Annotated in this window: 17 protein-coding genes; 10 read left to right on the top strand and 7 right to left on the bottom strand. The window is 73.0% G+C overall.

All coding sequences use genetic code 11. The features are described from left to right. Positions 1–1,191, bottom strand: a complete 1,191-nt coding sequence (locus QP089_RS10755; protein ID WP_285911349.1) for a YncE family protein — start codon at positions 1,189–1,191, stop codon at positions 1–3. A gap of 327 nt (positions 1,192–1,518) precedes the next feature. On the opposite strand from QP089_RS10755, the gene QP089_RS10750 reads away from it, so the two are divergent. Continuing rightward, positions 1,519–1,737, top strand: a complete 219-nt coding sequence (locus QP089_RS10750) for a hypothetical protein (protein WP_285911348.1) — start codon at positions 1,519–1,521, stop codon at positions 1,735–1,737. Between the two features lie 24 nt (positions 1,738–1,761). On the opposite strand, the gene QP089_RS10745 is transcribed toward QP089_RS10750, so the two are convergent. The 3 genes from QP089_RS10745 to QP089_RS10735 all read right to left on the bottom strand — a co-directional run bounded on the left by QP089_RS10745 (position 1,762) and on the right by QP089_RS10735 (position 4,928). Next, positions 1,762–2,829 carry an NYN domain-containing protein gene (locus QP089_RS10745; RefSeq protein ID WP_285911347.1) on the bottom strand — a complete coding sequence of 356 codons (1,068 nt, stop codon included), beginning with the start codon at positions 2,827–2,829 and terminating at the stop codon, positions 1,762–1,764. A gap of 200 nt (positions 2,830–3,029) precedes the next feature. Then, the gene (locus QP089_RS10740; RefSeq protein WP_285911346.1) at positions 3,030–3,269 is read right to left on the bottom strand and encodes an acyl-CoA carboxylase subunit epsilon; all 240 of its coding nucleotides are present in this window, start codon (positions 3,267–3,269) and stop codon (positions 3,030–3,032) included. A 66-nt stretch (positions 3,270–3,335) separates the two neighbouring features. Continuing rightward, the gene (locus QP089_RS10735; protein ID WP_285911345.1) at positions 3,336–4,928 is read right to left on the bottom strand and encodes an acyl-CoA carboxylase subunit beta; all 1,593 of its coding nucleotides are present in this window, start codon (positions 4,926–4,928) and stop codon (positions 3,336–3,338) included. 133 nt (positions 4,929–5,061) lie between these two features. Between QP089_RS10735 and QP089_RS10730 the strand changes: the two genes are divergently transcribed. The 3 genes from QP089_RS10730 to QP089_RS10720 are packed head-to-tail and all read left to right on the top strand — an operon-like array spanning position 5,062 to position 8,480. Then, on the top strand, positions 5,062–7,668 hold the full coding sequence (locus QP089_RS10730; protein ID WP_285911468.1) for a phosphoenolpyruvate carboxylase: 2,607 nt from the start codon (positions 5,062–5,064) through the stop codon (positions 7,666–7,668). Beyond that, positions 7,668–8,111: a GNAT family N-acetyltransferase gene (locus tag QP089_RS10725; protein WP_285911344.1), complete on the top strand. Its 444-nt coding sequence runs from the start codon at positions 7,668–7,670 to the stop codon at positions 8,109–8,111. The genes QP089_RS10730 and QP089_RS10725 overlap by 1 nt, the downstream gene beginning before the upstream one ends. 36 nt (positions 8,112–8,147) lie before the next feature. Further along, complete coding sequence (locus QP089_RS10720) at positions 8,148–8,480, top strand: TraR/DksA family transcriptional regulator (RefSeq protein ID WP_285911343.1); 333 nt, start codon at positions 8,148–8,150, stop codon at positions 8,478–8,480. An 18-nt stretch (positions 8,481–8,498) separates the two neighbouring features. On the opposite strand, the gene QP089_RS10715 is transcribed toward QP089_RS10720, so the two are convergent. Next, positions 8,499–9,272 carry an enoyl-CoA hydratase/isomerase family protein gene (locus tag QP089_RS10715; protein ID WP_285911342.1) on the bottom strand — a complete coding sequence of 258 codons (774 nt, stop codon included), beginning with the start codon at positions 9,270–9,272 and terminating at the stop codon, positions 8,499–8,501. Positions 9,273–9,337: 65 nt separating this feature from the next. Between QP089_RS10715 and QP089_RS10710 the strand changes: the two genes are divergently transcribed. Then, a complete protein-coding gene (locus QP089_RS10710; protein WP_285911341.1) occupies positions 9,338–10,201 on the top strand; it encodes a biotin--[acetyl-CoA-carboxylase] ligase in 864 nt (287 codons plus the stop codon). A gap of 111 nt (positions 10,202–10,312) precedes the next feature. Beyond that, positions 10,313–11,344, top strand: coding sequence for an adenylate/guanylate cyclase domain-containing protein (locus QP089_RS10705; protein ID WP_285911340.1), 1,032 nt, complete (start codon positions 10,313–10,315; stop codon positions 11,342–11,344). 15 nt (positions 11,345–11,359) lie between these two features. On the opposite strand, the gene bfr is transcribed toward QP089_RS10705, so the two are convergent. Both bfr and QP089_RS10695 read right to left on the bottom strand, forming a co-directional pair. Next, entirely contained in the window at positions 11,360–11,857 is a 498-nt protein-coding gene (bfr, locus tag QP089_RS10700) for a bacterioferritin (protein WP_285911467.1), read from the bottom strand. Positions 11,858–11,949: 92 nt separating this feature from the next. Beyond that, positions 11,950–12,285, bottom strand: coding sequence for a (2Fe-2S)-binding protein (locus QP089_RS10695; RefSeq protein ID WP_285911339.1), 336 nt, complete (start codon positions 12,283–12,285; stop codon positions 11,950–11,952). Between the two features lie 189 nt (positions 12,286–12,474). Between QP089_RS10695 and glgX the strand changes: the two genes are divergently transcribed. From glgX to QP089_RS10675, 4 genes are all read left to right on the top strand, one after another. Then, positions 12,475–14,631, top strand: a complete 2,157-nt coding sequence (gene glgX / locus QP089_RS10690; RefSeq protein ID WP_285911338.1) for a glycogen debranching protein GlgX — start codon at positions 12,475–12,477, stop codon at positions 14,629–14,631. Continuing rightward, complete coding sequence (treY, locus tag QP089_RS10685) at positions 14,624–16,876, top strand: malto-oligosyltrehalose synthase (RefSeq protein WP_285911337.1); 2,253 nt, start codon at positions 14,624–14,626, stop codon at positions 16,874–16,876. Before glgX ends, treY begins: the two co-directional genes overlap by 8 nt. Next, the gene (gene treZ / locus QP089_RS10680) at positions 16,873–18,666 is read left to right on the top strand and encodes a malto-oligosyltrehalose trehalohydrolase (RefSeq protein WP_285911336.1); all 1,794 of its coding nucleotides are present in this window, start codon (positions 16,873–16,875) and stop codon (positions 18,664–18,666) included. Before treY ends, treZ begins: the two co-directional genes overlap by 4 nt. 176 nt (positions 18,667–18,842) lie before the next feature. Next, positions 18,843–19,514 carry a response regulator transcription factor gene (locus QP089_RS10675; RefSeq protein ID WP_019629095.1) on the top strand — a complete coding sequence of 224 codons (672 nt, stop codon included), beginning with the start codon at positions 18,843–18,845 and terminating at the stop codon, positions 19,512–19,514. Positions 19,515–19,534: the final 20 nt, after the last annotated feature.

Here is a 19,534-nt window from a genome sequence, read left to right as displayed (position 1 = left end):
TCACCGGTAGAGGCCGGTGCCGCCCAGCGCGAACCGGCCCGGCTGCGGATGCACGCACAGCCCCGCCGGACGCCCCTTCACCCGCGCGTGCCGCAGTACCCGGCCCGTCCTGGTCGACACCGCGTAGACGAGTCCGCCCGGGTCGGCGAGCCACAGTGCCCGGCCGTCCGACGACACGCCGCCCGGGACCGTGTTCCCGCCGCCCGGCAGCGGCCACCGCGCGGTGACGCGGCGGGTCCGGAAGTCCACGGCGGCCAGGGTCCCGCCGCCCGACACGAACAGCCGCCGCGCGTCCCGGCTGATCGCCAGGCCCCTTGCGCCCGGCGCCGTCCGGACGAACCCGCGGGCCGCGAACGTCTGCGCGTCCACGGCCCAGATCCCGCCGCGCGCCGCGTCCGCGACGAGGAACGTCCCGCCGTCCGGGGACAGCCGCAGGTCGCCGGGCCGCGCCCCGGCCGGCAGCCGGACCGTGCCCGCGACCCGTCGCCCCGCCACGTCCAGCCGCACCAGTGCCCCCGCCGCCGTGCAGCTCATCACCAGGGACGCCCCGTCGAGCGTGAAGTCGCCGTCCGCCGCCGCGCACGGCAGCGGCACCGCGGCTCTCGGCCGCATCGTCCGCGGGTCGCGGACCTCGATCCGCCTCGGCCGCCCCGCCGCGACCAGCGCCGTCCGCCCGTCCGGCGTGAAGTACAGCCCGGCCGGGTCGGCGACCCGCACCGGCCGCCCCCGCCCGCCCGACCGCGCGCCCACGGGCACCAGCGCGTCGTGAACGGTGTCTGCGATCCACAGCTTCCGCATGTCCCATGACGGGACGACCTGCGACGCCACCGCGCCGGCGCCGAACCGGCCGACGGGGCGCATCGTCCGCGGGTCGATCACCTCGATGCCGTGCCCGTCCGCGACGTACAGCCGCGCCGGCATGTCCCGCGCGCTCGGCGCGATCATCCCCGGCCCGGTGGCCGCGTACACCCGTCCGCCCGCAGGCGCGACCGGCACCGCCCCCGGCGGATCCGCCGCCTTAGGCCCCGCCGTCGTGGGACGCACGTAGGGCGCGGCCCCGCCGAGCCCCACCACCGGCTCGTCCGCCCCACCCTCACCGGGCCGGTAGAACTCGGGCGACTCGCACCCCGAGACCATCGCGGCCGCGATGAGCGGAGCGAGCGCGCCGAACAGCGTCCGGCGACGTCCCATGGCACGGCCTCTTCCCATCACGGCGGCCGACTGTACCCCGCCCGCAACACAGTGCGCCCGAATAATTACCAAACGTGTCCATCCCTCGAGCGGCTTCGTCCGCCCGCACGGCCGATGGCATAGTCACGGGGCACGGACGAAACGGGCGGAGCGGTGATGGAGCTCCCGCATTTCGCGCCGCCGGGAACGCCGCTCCCGCAGGACGGGAGGCCCCGCCGCGCCCCCGCGACCATCGGCTGACTGGCCCTCACGTCCGGCGGTGTTTTCATCTCCCGCCGGGAGGAGTCGTTCCTGCTGCCGGCCGCCGCGATCGGGTCGTTCGGGCTAGTGCCGGCGAAGGGCGTCCGGACGCTGAACGTGCGGTTCGACCCGGCCGCGGTCCCGGACGTTCCCCCGCACGTCGCGCGGCTGCGGACCGAGCCGGCCTCCGGCGAGCTGCGGCTGGTCGTCGTGGGGGAGCGCAAGCCGTTCGCCTCCCCGGAGCTCGCGGGGCGGGCGCGCGAGTACGTCGCGCGGCACGGGCTCGGGGAGTGGCGCGACGGCTAGTCGGACGCGGCCGGGCGGACCCGGCTAGTCGGACTTGCCGAAGCCGATGCCGAACTCGCGGTAGACGCGCTCCCAGAAGCCGTCCCGCAGCCAGGTGCGGGCCTCCTGGTAGGGGCGCAGCGACGAGCCCAGCGTCTTCTCCGCCTCGATCAGCAGCTCCTTGTCGATGACGGGCGGCAGGATCGGGCCGGGGAGCAGGTCGCGGATGTTGTCGCGGCCCCGCTCGAAGATCCACTTCTGGGCGACGTGCTCGCCGATCTCCAGCATGTGGTCGCGGTCGGGGCCGAGCCGGCCGTCGGACTGGGCGGCGGACGCCGCGTTCATCGAGGCCGCCACGGTGGCCGGGGTCACCGGGGTGCCGCCCGGGACGGGCACGGCGGTGCGGACGGCCGCGGCGGGCGCCGGCTTGACCGCCGGGGGGCGTCCCGCGAACACCTGCGACGGCGACGGGACCGGCGAGGTGCGGTGCGCGGCGGCGGCCGCGTCGCGGACCGCGGCGGCGGTGCCGGGCGCGGGCACCGGCAGCACCTTCGCCTTGGTGAAGTAGGGGCGCAGGAAGTCGGCGGACAGCACCTCGACCCGGTCGGACTCCCACACCAGCCACTCGGCCTGGTTGGAGCCGTGCGTGGGCTCCACGCCCCACAGGTGCACGCGGACGCCGTAGCGCTGCGCGGCCTCCACGGCGGGCAGCATGTCCTCGTCGCCGGCCAGCAGGACCGCATCGGTGATCGCGCGGTGCCGCGCGAGCGCCTCCAGGTCGGCGCGCAGCTGGGCGTCCACGCCCTTCTGCTGGCCCTGCGCGTTCAGGTTGCCCAGCCGCAGCTTCACCAGCGGCAGGTTGGCGATCACGCGCTGGTCGACCGTGGGCTGCTTCTTCGGCGCCGCGTCGAACCAGTAGACGCGCAGCAGCTCGCCCAGCAGCTGGTCGTCGGCGTGGCTGGTCAGCGCCTTGATCAGCTGTTCGGCGGCGACCCGGTACTCGCGCCGGGAACCGCACCCGAGCAGCAGGGCCCCGGAGGCCGCGTAAAGGTACCCCGCGTCGACGAAGATGGCGTAGCGCGCGGGCTGTGGGACGAACTCCGAGGTGGCCATGGCCTTCCACCTTATTCGTGCGGAGACCTCCGCTGGGCGCGAACCACGGTTACGTGTCGCCCGATGCCATTCCCCGCCGGGGCATCAACACCCCCCCATAGGGCGTGACATCGGACGCGACCCGGGCGCGTCGCAGCCGTCCCGTACGCGGGACGGAGCCCTCCGCGCAGGTACCGGGACCTGCGGCCCGGCGGGCGCGGTCAGCGGGGCTGGGCGCTGGCCCGCCAGGCGCCCGGCGCGCGCGGCGGCAGGCCGCCGGACGCGGTGGCCCGGACGAGCCGGGACCGGTCGGCCCAGCGGGACGTCCGGCGCTCGCCGCCGGAGCGGGCCGCGGCGGCGGCGCGGGCCCGCGCGGTCAGCACGGCGACCAGCGCGGCGATCTCCTCGGGGGACGGGTCGCCCCGCACCACCTGCAGGAACGGCTTGTCTTCAGCGGTCACGGGTCCTCCTCGGCGTCCGGGGCCGGACCCGGCGGCCCGGCCCCGGCACGGCGTCCGTCCGGCGGGTCAGAGCGGGATGTTGCCGTGCTTCTTCGGCGGCAGCGTCTTGCGCTTCTCGCGCAGCGCCCGCAGAGCCTTGACGACCTGCCCGCGCGTCTCCGACGGCTTGATCACCGCGTCGACGTAGCCGCGGTCGGCGGCGACGTAGGGGTTGGCGAGCGTGTCCTCGTACTCGGTGATCAGCTCGGCGCGGCGGGAGTCGGGGTCGTCGGCGGCGGCCAGCTCGCGCCGGTACAGGATGTTCACCGCGCCCTGCGCGCCCATCACGGCGATCTGCGCGGTCGGCCACGCCAGGTTGACGTCGGCGCCGAGGTGCTTGGAGCCCATGACGTCGTACGCGCCGCCGTACGCCTTGCGGGTGATCACGGTGACCAGCGGGACGGTCGCCTCGGCGTAGGCGTACAGCAGCTTGGCGCCGCGCCGGATGATCCCGTTCCACTCCTGGTCGGTGCCGGGCAGGAAGCCGGGGACGTCCACGAACGTCAGCACCGGGATGTTGAACGCGTCGCAGGTGCGGACGAACCGGGCGGCCTTCTCGGAGGCGTCGATGTCGAGCGTGCCGGCGAACTGCATCGGCTGGTTCGCGACGATGCCGACCGAGTGCCCCTCGACGCGGCCGAACCCGCAGATGATGTTCGGCGCGTACAGCTCCTGGACCTCCAGGAACTCGCCGTCGTCCAGCACGTGCTCGATCGCGGTGTGCATGTCGTACGGCTGGTTCGGGGAGTCGGGGATGAGGGCGTCGAGCTCCTCGTCGAGCTCCGCGGTGTCGACCGGCACCTCGAAGGCGGGCGCGTCCGCGAGGTTGTTGGACGGCAGGTAGGACAGCAGCGCCTTGACGTACTCGAACGCGTCCTCCTCGTCGGACGCCTTGTAGTGCGCGACGCCGGACTTGGAGTTGTGCGAGTGCGCCCCGCCCAGCTCCTCCATGGTCACCTCTTCGCCGGTGACCGTCTTGATGACGTCCGGCCCGGTGATGAACATGTGCGAGGTCTGGTCGGCCATGACGATGAAGTCGGTGATCGCCGGGGAGTACACCGCGCCGCCCGCGCAGGGCCCGAGCACCAGCGAGATCTGCGGGATCACGCCGGAGGCGTGCACGTTCCGCTTGAAGATCTCGGCGTACAGGCCGAGCGCGACCACGCCCTCCTGGATCCGCGCGCCGCCGGAGTCGTTGATCCCGATCATCGGGCAGCCGGTCTTCAGCGCGTGGTCCATCACCTTGACGATCTTCTCGCCGAACACCTCGCCGAGGGATCCGCCGGAGACCGTGAAGTCCTGGCTGAAGACCGCGACCTGCCGGCCGTCGACCGTGCCGTACCCGGTGACGACGCCGTCGCCGTAGGGCCGGTTCTTCTCCATCCCGAAGTTGGTGGACCGGTGCCGCGCCATCTCGTCGAACTCGACGAACGAGCCGGGGTCGAGCAGCGCGTCGATCCGCTCCCGGGCCGTCATCTTGCCCTTGGCGTGCTGCTTCTCGACGGCGCGCGCCGAGCCCGCGTGCACCGCCTCGTAGCGGCGTCGTTCCAGGTCCGCGATCTTTCCCGCCGTCGTGTGGATGTCGTACTCGACCGCGGGTTCAGGGGCTTCCATCGCCATGCGGGCCAGGGTAACCGGACGCTGACCCGGGCCATGCGGGCGGGGCCCGCTGACCGGGATGAACCCGGCCGTACCCGGGCTCGTTACGCTGGGGCGCGTGGCTACGAAGACGCGAGACATCCTCCGGCAGGACATGCCCGAACCGCTGCGCCGCGACGTCCGCCTCCTGGGCGCGATGCTCGGCGACGGGCTCGTGGAGTACGGCGGCCAGGGGCTGCTGGACGACGTCGAGCGGCTGCGCCACGCGGTGATCGCGGCCCGGCGCGGCGAGACGTCCGCCGACGCGGTCGCGGCGATCGTCGACGGCTGGACGCTGGAGCGCGCCGAGCAGGTCGCCCGCGCGTTCACCGTGTACTTCCACCTGACGAACCTCGCCGAGGAGCACCACCGGGTCCGGACGCTGCGCGAGCGCGACGCCGGCGGGACCGTTCCCGGCTCGGTGGCGGCGGCGGTCGAGGAGATCCGCACCGAAAAGACCAGCACCGCGGGCGGCGACCGGCTCGCCGAGGTGATCGGCGGCCTGGAGTTCCGGCCGGTGTTCACCGCGCACCCGACCGAGGCGCGCCGCCGCGCCGTCGTCACCGCGATCCAGCGGATCAGCGACCTGCTGACCGCGCTGAACGCCGGGCAGGGCGCGAGCGAGCGGGAGGAGACCGAGCGGCGGCTGCGCGAGGAGATCGACCTGCTGTGGCGGACGGCGCTGCGCCGCGGCGCCCAGATGGACCCGCTGGACGAGGTCCGCACCGCGATGGCCGCGTTCGACGAGACGATCTTCCGGGTCGTCCCGCACGTCTACCGGGCGCTGGACCGGGCGCTGGACGGCGAGGACACCGGCACCCGGCCGCCGAAGGCCCGCCCCTACCTGCGGTTCGGCAGCTGGATCGGCGGCGACCGGGACGGCAACCCCTACGTCACCGCGCAGGTCACCCGCGACGCGATCATGATCCAGGCCGACCACGTGCTGCGCGCGCTGGAGACCGCGTGCGCGCGGATCGGCCGGGAGCTGACCGTCCACGAGTCGACGACGCCCGCGTCCGAGGCGCTGCGCAACGCGCTCGCCGCCGCCCGCACCGCGCACCCGTCCCGGCTCGCCGAGGGCGCCAAGCGGTCGCCGGGCGAGCCGCACCGCCAGTTCCTGCTGTACACGGCGAACCGGATCGCCGCGACCCGCGAGCGCGACGCCGACCTCGCCTACGGCGACCCGGAGGAGCTGCTCGCCGACCTGCGGACCGTCCAGGAGTCGCTGGCCGCCGCGGGGGCCGTCCGGCAGGCGTACGGGCGCGTCCAGCAGCTGATCTGGCAGGTCGAGACGTTCGGCTTCCACCTCGCCGAGCTGGAGATCCGCCAGCACTCCGAGCTGCACGAGAAGGCCCTCGCCGAGGTGCGCGCGGGCGGCGAGCTGTCGGAGATGACCGAGGAGATCCTGGAGACCCTCCGGGTCGTCGCGTGGATCCAGAAGCGCTTCGGGGTGCGCGCCTGCCACCGCTACATCGTGTCGTTCACCCGCTCCGCGCAGGACATGGCGAACGTCCACGAGCTGGCCGCGTCCCTCGGCGACGGCGCGCCCGTCCTCGACGTCATCCCGCTGTTCGAGACCGGCGAGGACCTGGAGCGCGCCCCGTCGGTGCTGGAGGGGATGCTGGAGATCCCGGCCGTCCGGCGGCGGCTGGACGACACCGGCCGCCGCATGGAGGTCATGCTCGGCTACTCCGACTCCGCCAAGCAGCTCGGCCCGGCCAGCGCCACCCTGCGGCTGTACGACACGCAGGAGGCGCTCGCCGCGTGGGCGGTCCGCAACGGCATCACGCTGACGCTGTTCCACGGCCGCGGCGGGTCCCTCGGCCGCGGCGGCGGCCCCGCCAACCGGGCGATCCTCGCGCAGGCGCCCGGCTCGGTCGCGGGCCGCTTCAAGGTCACCGAGCAGGGCGAGGTGATCTTCGCCCGGTACGGCCGCACCGAGATCGCCGAGCGGCACATCGAGCAGGTCACCAGCGCCGTGCTGCTGGCCTCGACCGACGCCGTGCAGGAGCGCGCCCGCGAGGCCGCGGCGCGGTTCCGCCCGCTCGCCGACAAGATCGGCGAGGCGGCCAAGGACGCGTTCCGGTCGCTGATCGAGACCGACGGGTTCGCCGCCTGGTTCGCCCGCGTCAGCCCACTGGAGGAGATCGCCGAGCTGCGGATCGGGTCGCGCCCGGCGCGCCGCAAGGCCGCCCGCGGCCTGGAGGACCTGCGCGCCATCCCCTGGGTGTTCGCCTGGACGCAGACCCGCGTGAACCTGCCCGGCTGGTACGGCCTCGGCAGCGGCCTCGCGGCCGTCTCCGGCGACGGCCGCGACCTCGGCGAGCTGCGCGAGGCCTACGAGGCCTGGCCGCTGTTCAACACGCTGCTCGACAACGCCGAGATGAGCCTCGCCAAGTCCGACCGGGCGATCGCCGAACGGTACCTGGCCCTCGGCGAGCGCCCCGAGCTGTCGGAGGCGGTCCTCGCCGAGTACGACCGCACCCGGCGGCTCGTCCTCGCGGTCACCGGCCACGAGCGGCTGCTGGAGAACCGCCGCGTGCTGTCGCGCGCCGTCGAGCTGCGCAACCCCTACGTGGACGCGCTCTCCCACCTCCAGCTGCGCGCCCTCACCGCGCTGCGCGCCGGGGACGTCACCGACGAGGAGGAGCGCAGCCACCTCGAGGCGCTGCTGCTGCTGTCGGTCAACGGCGTCGCCGCCGGCCTGCAGAACACCGGCTGATGGCGGAGGTCAGGCCCGCGACGGCCGCCGACCGGCCGCGCGTCGAGGAGATCGTCCAGGCCGCCTACGCGCCCTGGGCAGAGATTATCGGCACGCCTCCCATGCCCCTGGACGACGACTACGCCGCGCGGATCGGCGCCGGGCAGGTGTTCGTGACCGGCCCCGGCCCGGACGGCCTGATCGTCCTGGTCCCCGAGGACGGCGTCCTGCTGGTCGACAACGTGGCCGTGGACCCGGACCTGCACGGCACGGGCGTCGGCAAGCGCCTCCTGGCGTTCGCCGAGGCCCGTGCCCGCGACCTCGGCCTGCCCCGCCTGCGGCTGATCACGAACGAGCGGATGACCGGCAACATCGCCCGCTACGAGCGCCTCGGCTACCGCGAGACCGGCCGCGAGACCCTCAAGGGCCGCAACGTCGTCCACATGGCCAAACCGCTGGGCTGAGGAATCGGGCCGCGCGCGGGGAACGTTGAACGCGGTGTGACCACAGCGGAGGAACGCCTGATCGCGGACCGCGCGGGCACGCTGGAACTCCTGGCGTCGCTGCGCCGCGACTGGGACGGCGTCGTCGAGGCGTCGGCGCAGAGCAACGCCGACGACGAGCACGACCCGGAGGGCGCCACCATCGCCTTCGAACGCGCCCGGATCGAGGCGTCCCTCACCCGCGCCCAGACGCACCTGGCCGAGATCGAGGACGCGCTCCGCCGCCTCGCCGCCGGCGCCTATGGAACCTGCGAACGCTGCGGCGGCCCGATCGCGGAAGCGCGCCTGGTTGCCCGCCCCACAGCCCGCACCTGCGTCACCTGCCCCTGACCCCGCGCGTCCGTGGGTCTAGCTCGGCCAGTTCGGCTTGCGCTTGTCGTTGAACGCGGCGATGCCCTCGCGGCGGTCGGCGGAGAACGCGACCGTGCGCCAGGCGTTGTCCTCCAGGTCGAGGCCCGCCTCCAGCGGGACGCCGGCGCCGAGGCGCAGGGCGCGCTTGGCGGCGCGGACGGCCGTGGGGGAGTTCTTCGCGATCACCTCGGCGATGCCGAGCGCCTCCTCGCGGACCGTCCCGGCGGGCACCTTCCGGTCGGCGAGGCCGTACTCCAGAGCCTCCTCGATGCCGAGGCGGCGGCCGGTGAACACCAGGTCGGCGGCCCTGCCGGGGCCGAGCTTGCGCAGCGCCAGCTGCGTCCCGCCGCCGCCGGGGACGAGGCCGACGCTCACCTCGGGCAGCCCGAACACCGCCGACTCGTCCGCCACGATCAGGTCGGCCGACAGCGCGAACTCGCAGCCGCCGCCCAGCGCGTACCCGTGCACCGCCGCGATCACCGGCTGCGGCAGGTTCAGCACGCCGCCGAACGCCGCGCGGAAGACCGGCCGCTGCGCGAGGAGCTCCTCGTCGCTCATCCCGTTGCGTTCCTTGAGGTCCGCGCCGACGCAGAACGCCTTCTCGCCGGCCGCGCTCAGCACCACCGCGCGGACGGACGCGTCCGCCGCGACCTCCGCGCACACCGCGGCCAGCCGCCGCGCCATCGCCGTCGACAGGGCGTTGAGGGCCTCGGGCCGGTCCAGCACGATCTCCGCGACGTGCCCGTCGCGCCGCAGCGTCACACCATCCATGCCGCGAACCCTAACGGCGGGTGGCGGGGCGGAGGGAGCGGGGGCCGGTGGGGTTGGATGGACGGGTGAGCGAATCGTCTTATGGGGACCTCGACCGCCCGCCGCTGCACGAGGCGGCGCTGCAGCGCGCGCTCGTCCAGGACGGCGGGCTGTGGCGCGAGGTGCGCGTCGTGCCGGAGACCGGGTCGACCAACGCCGACCTCGCCGCCCGCGCCCGCGAGGGGGCGCCGGAGGGGACGGTGCTGGTGACGGAGCTGCAGACGGCGGGACGGGGGCGGCTCGGCCGGTCCTGGACGGCGCCGCCGCGCTCGGGGCTGATGTTCTCGATGCTGCTGCGGCCCTCGGTACCGGTGCCGCTGCTCGGCTGGCTGCCGCTGCTGACGGGCGTCGCGGTCGCCACGGCGGTCCGGCGGATGACCGCGTTCGGCGAGTCGGGCGACCGGTTCTTCGGCGGCGCGGACGGCGACGTGACCGTGGACGCCCGGCTGAAGTGGCCGAACGACCTGCTGGTCGGGGACCGCAAGCTCGCCGGCATCCTCGCCGAGAAGGTCGACGGCGCGCTGATCGTCGGCGTGGGCCTGAACGTGGGGCTGCGCGAGGACGAGCTGCCGGTGCCGACCGCGACGTCGCTGGCGATCGAAGGCGCGCCGCTCACCGACCGGGCCCCGCTGCTGCGCGCGATCCTGCGCGAGATGCGGACCTGGTACGGCGAGTGGGCGATGCTCGGCGGCGATCCGGAGTCCAGCGGGCTGCGCACCGCCTACAAGGACCTGTGCGCGACGCTCGGCCGCCGCGTCCGGGTGGAGCTGCCCGCGGAGCGGGCGCTGGAGGGCACCGCGCGGGACGTGGACGGGTCGGGCCGGCTGGTGGTGGAGGGTCCGGGCGGGGACGTCGCGGTGAACGCCGGCGACGTGGTGCACGTCCGGTGAACACCGCAGGTCGGTGCGCTGCGTCACGCCGGATCTGCAACGATATGGGGGGTACCGATCCACGACGCCGGCGGCGGGGGTCCCGCGCGCCGGCGGACTGAGGGGCGGAAGATGGCGCGCGGACTGCCGGATCCGAAGGAGATCGAGGAGCTGCTCCTCGGTGGCGAGCTCCGCTACACGCGCGTCGACACCGTCCGGCTGTCGGGGGTGTCGCGGGAGTTCACCGGGCGGCTGTGGCGCGCGTTCGGGTACCCGTCGATGCCCGACGACGCGGTCGCCTACACCGAGGGCGACGTGGCGGCGCTGTGCCGGATCCGCCGCCTCATGGAGGAGGGCGTGCTCGACGAGGACGGCGTGATCCGCCTCATCCGGGCGTTCGGGCAGACCATGACGCGGCTGGCGGAGTGGCAGGTCAGCCTGATGAAGGAGATGATCGCGCCGGATCCGAACGAGGCGCCCTCCGCGGAGGCGGTCGGCACGATCGTGGAGATCGCCGACAAGCACATCGAGGAGTTCGAGCCGCTGGTCGTGCACGCCTGGCGGCGGCAGCTGGCCGCGGCGGGGACGCGGGCGATCGCCGCGGCGGCGACCCGCGAGGACGGGGAGCCGGCGGGCCGCCCGCTGGCCACCGTCGGGTTCGCGGACATGGTGTCGTTCACGCAGGTCAGCCGGGAGCTGGAGGAGATCGAGCTGGCCCGGGTGGTGGAGTGGTTCGAGGAGACCGCCGCCGACATCATCGCCGCGTGCGGCGGCCGGCTGGTGAAGACGCTGGGCGACGAGGTGCTGTTCAGCACCGAGTCGCCGACGGTCGGCGCGGAGATCGCGCTGACGATCGCGGCGGCGATCCAGGACGAGACGGAGGTGCCGGACGTGCGGGTCGGGGTGGCGCACGGGCCGGTGCTGCCACTGATGGGTGACGTGTTCGGCACCACGGTGAACCTGGCGGCGCGGCTGACGTCGCTGGCCCGGCCGGGCTCGGTGGTGATCGACCGCGAGCTGGCGGCGCGGCTGGAGAACGAGCCGGCCTACCGGATCACCCGGATCGTCCGGCGGCCCGTCCAGGGGCTCGGCATCGTGCAGCCGTACGTGCTGCGCCGCGCGCCGCTTCCCCAGGACGGGCCGCCGGGCGGCGGCGGCCGGTAGCCGCCGCGCGGCGGGTCACGCCGGCTTGCTGATCTCCTCGCCGGGAGCGTCGGTGAGGCGCTGCAGGTAGTTCTGCTCGCCGAGCGCCTGGACGAGGCTCAGCTCGGTCTCCAGGTAGTCGATGTGGTACTCCTCGTCGGCGAGGATGTCCTCGAAGATCCGCGCGGAGGTGACGTCGCCGCGCGAGCGCATCAGCTCGATGCCGGGCCGCAGCCGCGCGACGGCCTCCATCTCGACCTCCAGGTCGGCCTTGAGCTGCTCGACCACCGTCTGGCCGATCCGCAGGGTGCCGAGCTTCTGGTAGTTCGGCAGGCCCTCCAGGAACAGGATCCGGTCGGTGAGCCGCTCGGCGTGCCGCATCTCGTCGATCGACTCGTCGCGGGTGTGCTTCGCTATGCGGGTGAAGCCCCAGTTCTCCTGCATCTTGGAGTGCAGGAAGTACTGGTTGATGGCCGTCAGTTCCGCGGTGAGCTGCTCGTTGAGCAGCGCGATGATGTCCTTGTCGCCTTCCATGCGCCTCATGCTTCCACAGTGGGCAGCGGCAACCGCCGCAGCGGCGCGTGTTCGCCGGCCGGTGGCGGGCCGTGCGGGGAGGCGCGGGCGGCTCAGGCGGCGGTGGGCGGCGCGGTTCCCCTCTCGGCGGGCGGGACGGCCGCGTCCGCGGCGGGCCGCTCCACGGCGCCCGGAAGGACGGGCGCGCCGGGTGCGTCGGGTGCGTCGGGCACGGCGGCGAGGGGCATCGGGCCGCCGGTCAGGGCGTCCGCGAGCTCGCTCGCGGTGCGGTACTCGCTGACCATGGCGTGCAGCCGCTTGGTGCAGGAGCCGCAGCCGGGCTTGAAGCCGCAGGCCGCCTTGACCTCCTTGGCCGTGCCGCAGCCGCCGCCGGCGAGGCAGCCGTGCACGTCGTCCTCCGTGATCGCGTTGCAGACGCAGACGTACATCCGGTGACGAACCTTCCGTGCGACTAGCAGGACCGACGTGCCTGACCTGGCCCTTTAGGGCACCCTCATTAAGGTAAGGCTCCCCTAAGGTAACCCAACGATGTCCGATCTGGCCAGTGGCCTCCCAAACGGTGTGATTCAACCCTCATGGGGAAGGGCTTCCGTCGGTACGACGGGAGGGCGGGACTTGTGGCACAGGTATGGCCGGGCGATGCGTATCCCCTCGGAGCCCGGTTCGACGGCGCGGGAACGAACTTCGCCGTCTTCTCCGAGGCGGCCGAGCGGGTGGAGCTCTGCCTGTTCGATGGACCCACGGGCGATGGAGAGGAGACGCGGCTGGCGCTGCCTGAGGTCGACGCGTTCGTCTGGCACGGCTACCTGCCGGGGGTGATGCCGGGCAGGCGCTACGGATTCCGGGTGCACGGCCCGTACGACCCGCCGAGCGGGCAGCGGTGCAATCCGGCCAAGCTGCTGCTCGACCCCTACGCGCAGGCGATCGAGGGACGCGTCGACTGGGACGAGTCGTGCTTCGGCTACCGGTTCGGCGACCCCTGGTCGCGCAACGACATGGACTCGGCCGCGCACACCATGCGCTCGGTGGTGGTCAGCCCGTACTTCGACTGGGGCGACGACCGCCCGCCCCGGATCCCCTACCACGAGACGGTGATCTACGAGGCGCACGTCAAGGGGCTCACCGCCCGCCATCCGGAGATCCCGGCGCCGCTGCGCGGCACCTACGCCGGCCTCGCCCACCCGGTGATCATCGACCATCTGAAGTCGATCGGCGTCACGGCGGTGGAGCTGATGCCGGTGCACCAGTTCGTCCACGACGACGCGCTGATCCAGCGGGGGCTGCGCAACTACTGGGGCTACAACACCATCGGCTTCTTCGCGCCGCACGGCGAGTACTCCTCCTCCGGGGAGCGCGGCGAGCAGGTGCTGGAGTTCAAGGCGATGGTGAAGGCGCTGCACGAGGCGGGCATCGAGGTGATCCTCGACGTGGTCTACAACCACACCGCCGAGGGCAACCACCTCGGGCCGACGCTGTCGTTCCGGGGCATCGACAACGCCCAGTACTACCGGCTCACCGACGGCGACCAGCGCTACTACATGGACACCACCGGCACCGGCAACAGCCTGCTGATGCGCAGCCCGCACGTCCTGCAGCTGATCATGGACTCGCTGCGGTTCTGGGTGACGGAGATGCACGTGGACGGGTTCCGCTTCGACCTGGCGGCGACCCTGGCCCGCGAGCTGCACGCGGTGGACCGGCTGTCGGCGTTCTTCGACCTCGTCCAGCAGGACCCGGTGGTCTCGCAGGTCAAGCTGATCGCCGAGCCCTGGGACATCGGGGAGGGCGGCTACCAGGTCGGCAACTTCCCGCCGCTGTGGACCGAGTGGAACGGCAAGTACCGCGACACCATGCGCGACTACTGGCGCGGGGAGCCGGGCGCGCTGCCCGGCTTCGCGTCCCGGCTCACCGGGTCGTCGGACCTGTACGCCGACGACGGCCGCCGCCCGATCGCCTCGATCAACTTCGTGACCTGCCACGACGGGTTCACCCTGCACGACCTGGTGTCGTACAACGGCAAGCACAACGACGCCAACGGCGAGGGCAACCGGGACGGCAGCGACGACAACCGCTCGTGGAACTGCGGCCACGAGGGCGAGGTCGGCGACCTGGAGATCATCACGCTGCGCGAGCGGCAGAAGCGCAACTTCCTGACCACGCTGTTCCTGTCGCAGGGCGTCCCGATGCTGCTGCACGGCGACGAGCTGGGCCGCACGCAGGGCGGCAACAACAACGCCTACTGCCAGGACACCGAGATCTCCTGGGTCGACTGGACCGGCCTGCGCGATGACACGTTCTTCGACGAGCGCGGGCCGCTGCTCGACTTCGTCCGGCGGCTGTCGAAGCTGCGGACCGACCATCCGGTGTTCCGGCGCCGCCGGTTCTTCGTCGGCGACCGGCTGTCGACGGCGCGCGGCGGCGAGCCCGACGCGCTGCCCGACCTGGTGTGGTTCACCCCCGGCGGCGCCGAGATGACCGACGAGGACTGGTCCGCCGGGTTCAACAAGTCGCTGAACGTGTTCCTGAACGGCGAGGCGATCGGCGAGCCCGACCGGCGCGGCCGGCAGGTGCGCGACGACTCGTTCATGCTGCTGATCAGCGCGCACGACGGGGAGCTGACGTTCACCCTGCCGCCCGTCGCCTACGGGCAGATGTGGGCCAAGGTGCTCGACACGGCCGACCCGCTGCTCGCCGAGGAGGAGTCCCCCGTGGTGAAGGCCGGAGAGTCCGTGCGGGTCGCCGCCCGCTCCATCCAGGTGCTGCGCCGTGTCTGACGCCGGTTCTGACGCCGTTCCCCCCGAGCAGGCCGAGCCCCCGTCCGGCACGTACCGGCTCCAGTTGCGCGGCACGCCCGACGAGCACTTCGGCTTCGACGAGGCCGCCGCGCTCGCCCCCTACCTGGCGGCGCTGGGCGTGTCGCACGTGTACCTGTCGCCGATCCTGCAGGCGGCGCCGGGCTCGACGCACGGCTACGACGTGGTCGACCACTCGAAGCTGTCGGACGAGCTGGGCGGCGCCGAGGCGTTCGGCGCGATGGCGGAGCGGTTCCGCGCGCACGGGCTGCGGGTGCTGGTCGACCTCGTCCCGAACCACATGGCCGTGCCGGTGCCGCCCGACCTGAACCTGCCGCTCAACGCCGTCCTGGCGGAGGGGCCGTCGTCGCCGTACGCCAGGTGGTTCGACGTCGAGTGGGAGGCGGGCGGCGGGCGGATCGTCCTGCCGGGGCAGGGGGAGCCGAACTACCGCCGGTTCTTCGACATCTCGGGGCTGATCGGTCTCCGCCAGGAGGACCCGGAGGTCTTCGAGCGGACGCACGCGCTGCTGCTCGGCCTGGTCGGGCAGGGGCTGGTGGACGGCCTGCGCGTCGACCACCCGGACGGCCTCGCCGACCCCCGCGGCTACCTTCGCCGCCTCGCGGGCGCGGCGCCGGACCGCTGGCTGCTGGTGGAGAAGATCACCGAGGGGGCGGAGCGGCTGCCGGTGGACTGGCCGTGCGCGGGCACGACCGGCTACGACTCGCTCGGCATGATCGGCGGCCTGTTCGTCGACCCGGCCGGGGAGAAGCCGCTCACCGACCTCTACGTGTCCCTGACCGGCGGCCCGGCGGCCTTCGAGGAGGTCGAGCACGACGCCCGCCTGCACGCTGCGACACATGGCATGAAGCCGGAGATGGACCGGCTGATGCGCGTCCTCGCCCGCGTCGTGGGGCGGCGCGACGCGGACCTGGAACGGGCCCTGCGGGAGCTGCTCGTGGCGATGCCCGTCTACCGCGCCTACGTCGTCCCCGGTGAGAACCCGCCGCCGCAGGCCGTGGACGTCCTGCACGAGGCCGCCCAGAGAGCGCGCGGGCACCTGCCGGAGAATCTGCATCCGGCATTGGAAACGGTGGTCGACCTGGCGCTCGGACGGGGCGAGAAGGCCGATCCCGAGTTCATCGTGAGGTTCCAGCAGACGTCGGCGCCGCTGGCCGCGAAGGGCGTGGAGGACACCGCCTTCTACCGCTGGAACCGCATGGCGGCGCTGAACGAGGTGGGCGGCGACCCTGGACGGTTCTCCGTGAGCCCGGTCGACTTCCACGCGCACTGCATCCGGCTCGCACGGGACTGGCCGTCCACGATGACGACGCTGTCCACGCACGACACCAAGCGCCAGGAAGACGTGCGGGCGCGGCTGGCCGTCCTGTCGGAACTGCCGGAGGAGTGGGCCGACGCGGTGAACCGGTGGCGCTCCTGGTCGGGCCCCGCCGAGTCGCCGATGGAACCCGACCTGGAATACCTGCTCTGGCAGACGCTCGTGGGCGCGTGGCCGATCACCGCCGACCGTCTGCAGGAGTTCCTCGTCAAGGCCATGCGCGAAGCCAAGACGCGGACGTCCTGGGCGGAGGAGGACTCCGCCTACGAGAACGCGGCCCTCGGCTATGCGCGGCGCGTCCTGGAGGACCCCGACCTGGTCGCCGACGTCACCGCCTTCATCGCGCGGCTCGAACCGTACGCGCGGGTGAACGCGCTGGGGCAGAAGCTCGTCCAGCTGGCGATGCCGGGCGTCCCCGACGTCTACCAGGGCTGCGAGCTGACCGGTCTGGCGCTCGTCGACCCCGACAACCGGCGGCCGGTGGACTACGGGCGGCGCCGCGAGCGGCTGAACCGGCTCGACACCGGCCGCCCGCCCAAGGACGCCGACGACGAGAAGCTGCTGCTGACGTCGCGGACGCTGCGGCTGCGCCGGTCGAACCCCGAGTGGTTCGGCCCCGCGGCGGGCCACGAGCCCGTCCCGACGATGGGGCCCGCCGCCGACCACGTCGTGGCGTTCCGGCGCGGCGGCGCCGTCGCGCTCGCCACCCGGCTGCCGGCCGGCCTGGAGCGCCGGGGCGGCTGGACCGGAACGGAGGTGGACGTCGGCCGGCAGGGCTGGCGCGACGTCCTGACCGGCGTCACGCACTGGGGTCCGCGCCTGGACGCCGCCTCCGTGTTCGCGCATCTGCCCGTCGCGCTGATCGTCCCCCGGGAGATCGACAGGTGAGTAAGCGTTTCGAGGTCTGGGCCCCCGAGGCCCGGCAGGTCGACGTCGTCATCGCCGGCGACCGGCATCCCATGGCGCGGGCGGAGGGGCGGTCCGGCTGGTGGGCGGCCGAGGTCGCCACCGCCGGGCACGGAACCGACTACGGCTTCGCCCTGGACGGCGCCGCCGAGCCCCTCCCCGACCCGCGTTCCCTGTGGCAGCCGGACGGCGTGCACGGGCCCAGCCGCGTCTACGAGCACGGCAGGTTCGACTGGACCGACGGGCAATGGCGTGGACGCCCGCTGCCCGGAAGCGTCCTGTACGAGATGCACGTCGGCACGTTCACTCTGGAAGGGACGTTCGACGCGGCGATCGAGAGGCTCGACCATCTCGTCACCCTCGGAATCGACGCGGTGGAGCTTCTGCCCCTGGCGTCCTTTCCAGGACGCCACGGATGGGGGTACGACGGCGCCTGCCTATGGGCACCCCACGAGCCGTACGGCGGTCCGGACGGGCTGAAGCGTTTCGTTAACGCCGCCCATGCACGCGGCCTCGCCGTCGTACTGGACGTCGTCTACAACCATCTCGGGCCCGACGGTAACCACCTGGGCGACTACGGCCCTTACTTCACCAGCGCGCACAGCACTCCTTGGGGCGACGCGGTCAACTTCGACCAGGACGGCTCGGACGAGGTTCGTGCCTTCGCGATAGAGAACGCGTTGATGTGGCTGCGCGACTACCACTTCGACGGGCTGCGGCTGGACGCCGTCCACGCCATCACCGACCACAGCGCCGTCCACATTCTGGAAGAGATGGCGGCCGCGGTATCGGCGTTGTCCGCGCACGTGGGGCGTGAGCTGTTCCTCATAGCGGAATCCGATCTGAACAACCCGCGCCTTGTCACGTCCAGGGAAGCGGGCGGATACGGGCTCGACGCGCAGTGGAGCGACGATTTCCACCATGCGCTGCATGCCGCGCTGACCGGGGAACGGCAGGGCTATTACTGCGACTTCGGTTCCATGGAAACCCTCAAGAAGGCGTTGACCAAGGTGTTCGTCCACGACGGGACGATGTCGACCTACCGGGGGCACCGCCATGGGCGTCCCGTGGACGTCGAAATGATGCCCGCGCACCGGTTCCTCGGTTTTCTGCAGAACCACGACCAGGTCGGTAACAGAGGCGCAGGGGACCGTATAGGCGCCGTCCTCGCCGGGAATGGGCTGCCCCCTGGACTGCTCAAGGTGGGCGCGGCGCTGCTCGTGCTGGCGCCGTTCACGCCGATGCTGTTCATGGGCGAGGAATGGGGCGCGTCCACCCCTTGGTGCTACTTCACCGACCACCGGGACCCGGAGTTGGCGCGGGCCGTCAGCGAGGGGCGGCGCAGGGAGTTCTCCCGGCACGGCTGGAGCGGCGAGGTCCCCGATCCACAGGCTGTGGAAACCTTCCGGCGGTCCGTCCTCGACTGGGACGAGCCCGCCAAGGAGCCGCACACCGGCCTGCTGGACTGGCACCGGTCGCTGATCGAGCTGCGCCGCGAACGGCCCGAGCTGAACGACCCGCGGCTGGCGGCGGTGTCGGTCGAGACCGGCGACGGCGAGGCCGGGACGGGGCGCTGGCTGACGCTGCGGCGCGGCGCCGTGCGCATCGCGGCGAACCTGGGGGAGGAGCCCGTCCGGCTCCCGCTGCCTGGGGCCGCGGGCCGGGTGCTGCTCGCCTCGGATCCGGCAATACGGATGGAAACCGGCGTCAACGGCGATTCCAACTCGCCGGTCCTGGCCCTCCCCGGAGCGTCGGCGGCGGTCGTGGAGTGACCGTCCGCGGCACCGCGCCGGACGCCCGGCGGACCGGGGCCGGAGGCGCGATGCCCGGCTTGGTCCCGCTTCCCCCCGGTTGATGGGTGTTCGAGGATGTACTACGAGTGGCAAACCGCAGGTCAAGAGCGCGGCGGCACCCGGGAAACGTTCAAGAATGGTCATACGATCGGTTCATGACCTCAGTACTGCTCGCCGAGGACGACACGTCCATCTCCGAGCCTCTCGCCCGCGCGCTGCGTCGCGAGGGGTACACCGTCGAAGTCAGCCCCGACGGCCCGCAGGCGCTGGAGCGGGCGCTCGGGGGCGGCGTTGATCTCATTGTCCTCGACCTCGGCCTGCCCGAGCTGGACGGCCTGGAGGTGGCCCGCCGGGTCCGTGCCGAGGGGCATGGAGTGCCCATCCTGATCCTCACCGCCCGGGCCGACGAGGTCGACACCGTCGTCGGCCTCGACGCGGGCGCCGACGACTACGTCACCAAGCCGTTCCGGCTGGCCGAGCTGCTCGCCCGGGTCCGCGCGCTGCTGCGCCGCGGCAGCACCGAGACCCCGATCGTCCAGGGGGTGCGGATCGACGCCGAGTCGCGCCGCGCCTGGATGGGCGACCAGGAGCTGCAGCTGACCACCAAGGAGTTCGACCTGCTGCGCGTCCTGGTCCGGGACGCCGGCAAGGTCGTGACCCGCGAACAGATCATGCGCGAGGTGTGGGACACCAACTGGTGGGGTTCCACCAAGACCCTCGACATGCACATCTCCTGGCTGCGCCGCAAGCTCGGCGACGACGCCGGCAGCCCCCGCTACATCACCACGGTGCGGGGCGTCGGCTTCCGGTTCGAACGCGGCGACTGACAGGCCCCAACCGGCCGCCA

The organism is Actinomadura opuntiae (genome assembly GCF_030283205.1).
Lineage (GTDB): Bacteria > Actinomycetota > Actinomycetes > Streptosporangiales > Streptosporangiaceae > Spirillospora.
This window is presented reverse-complemented; position numbering and strand designations above follow the sequence as displayed.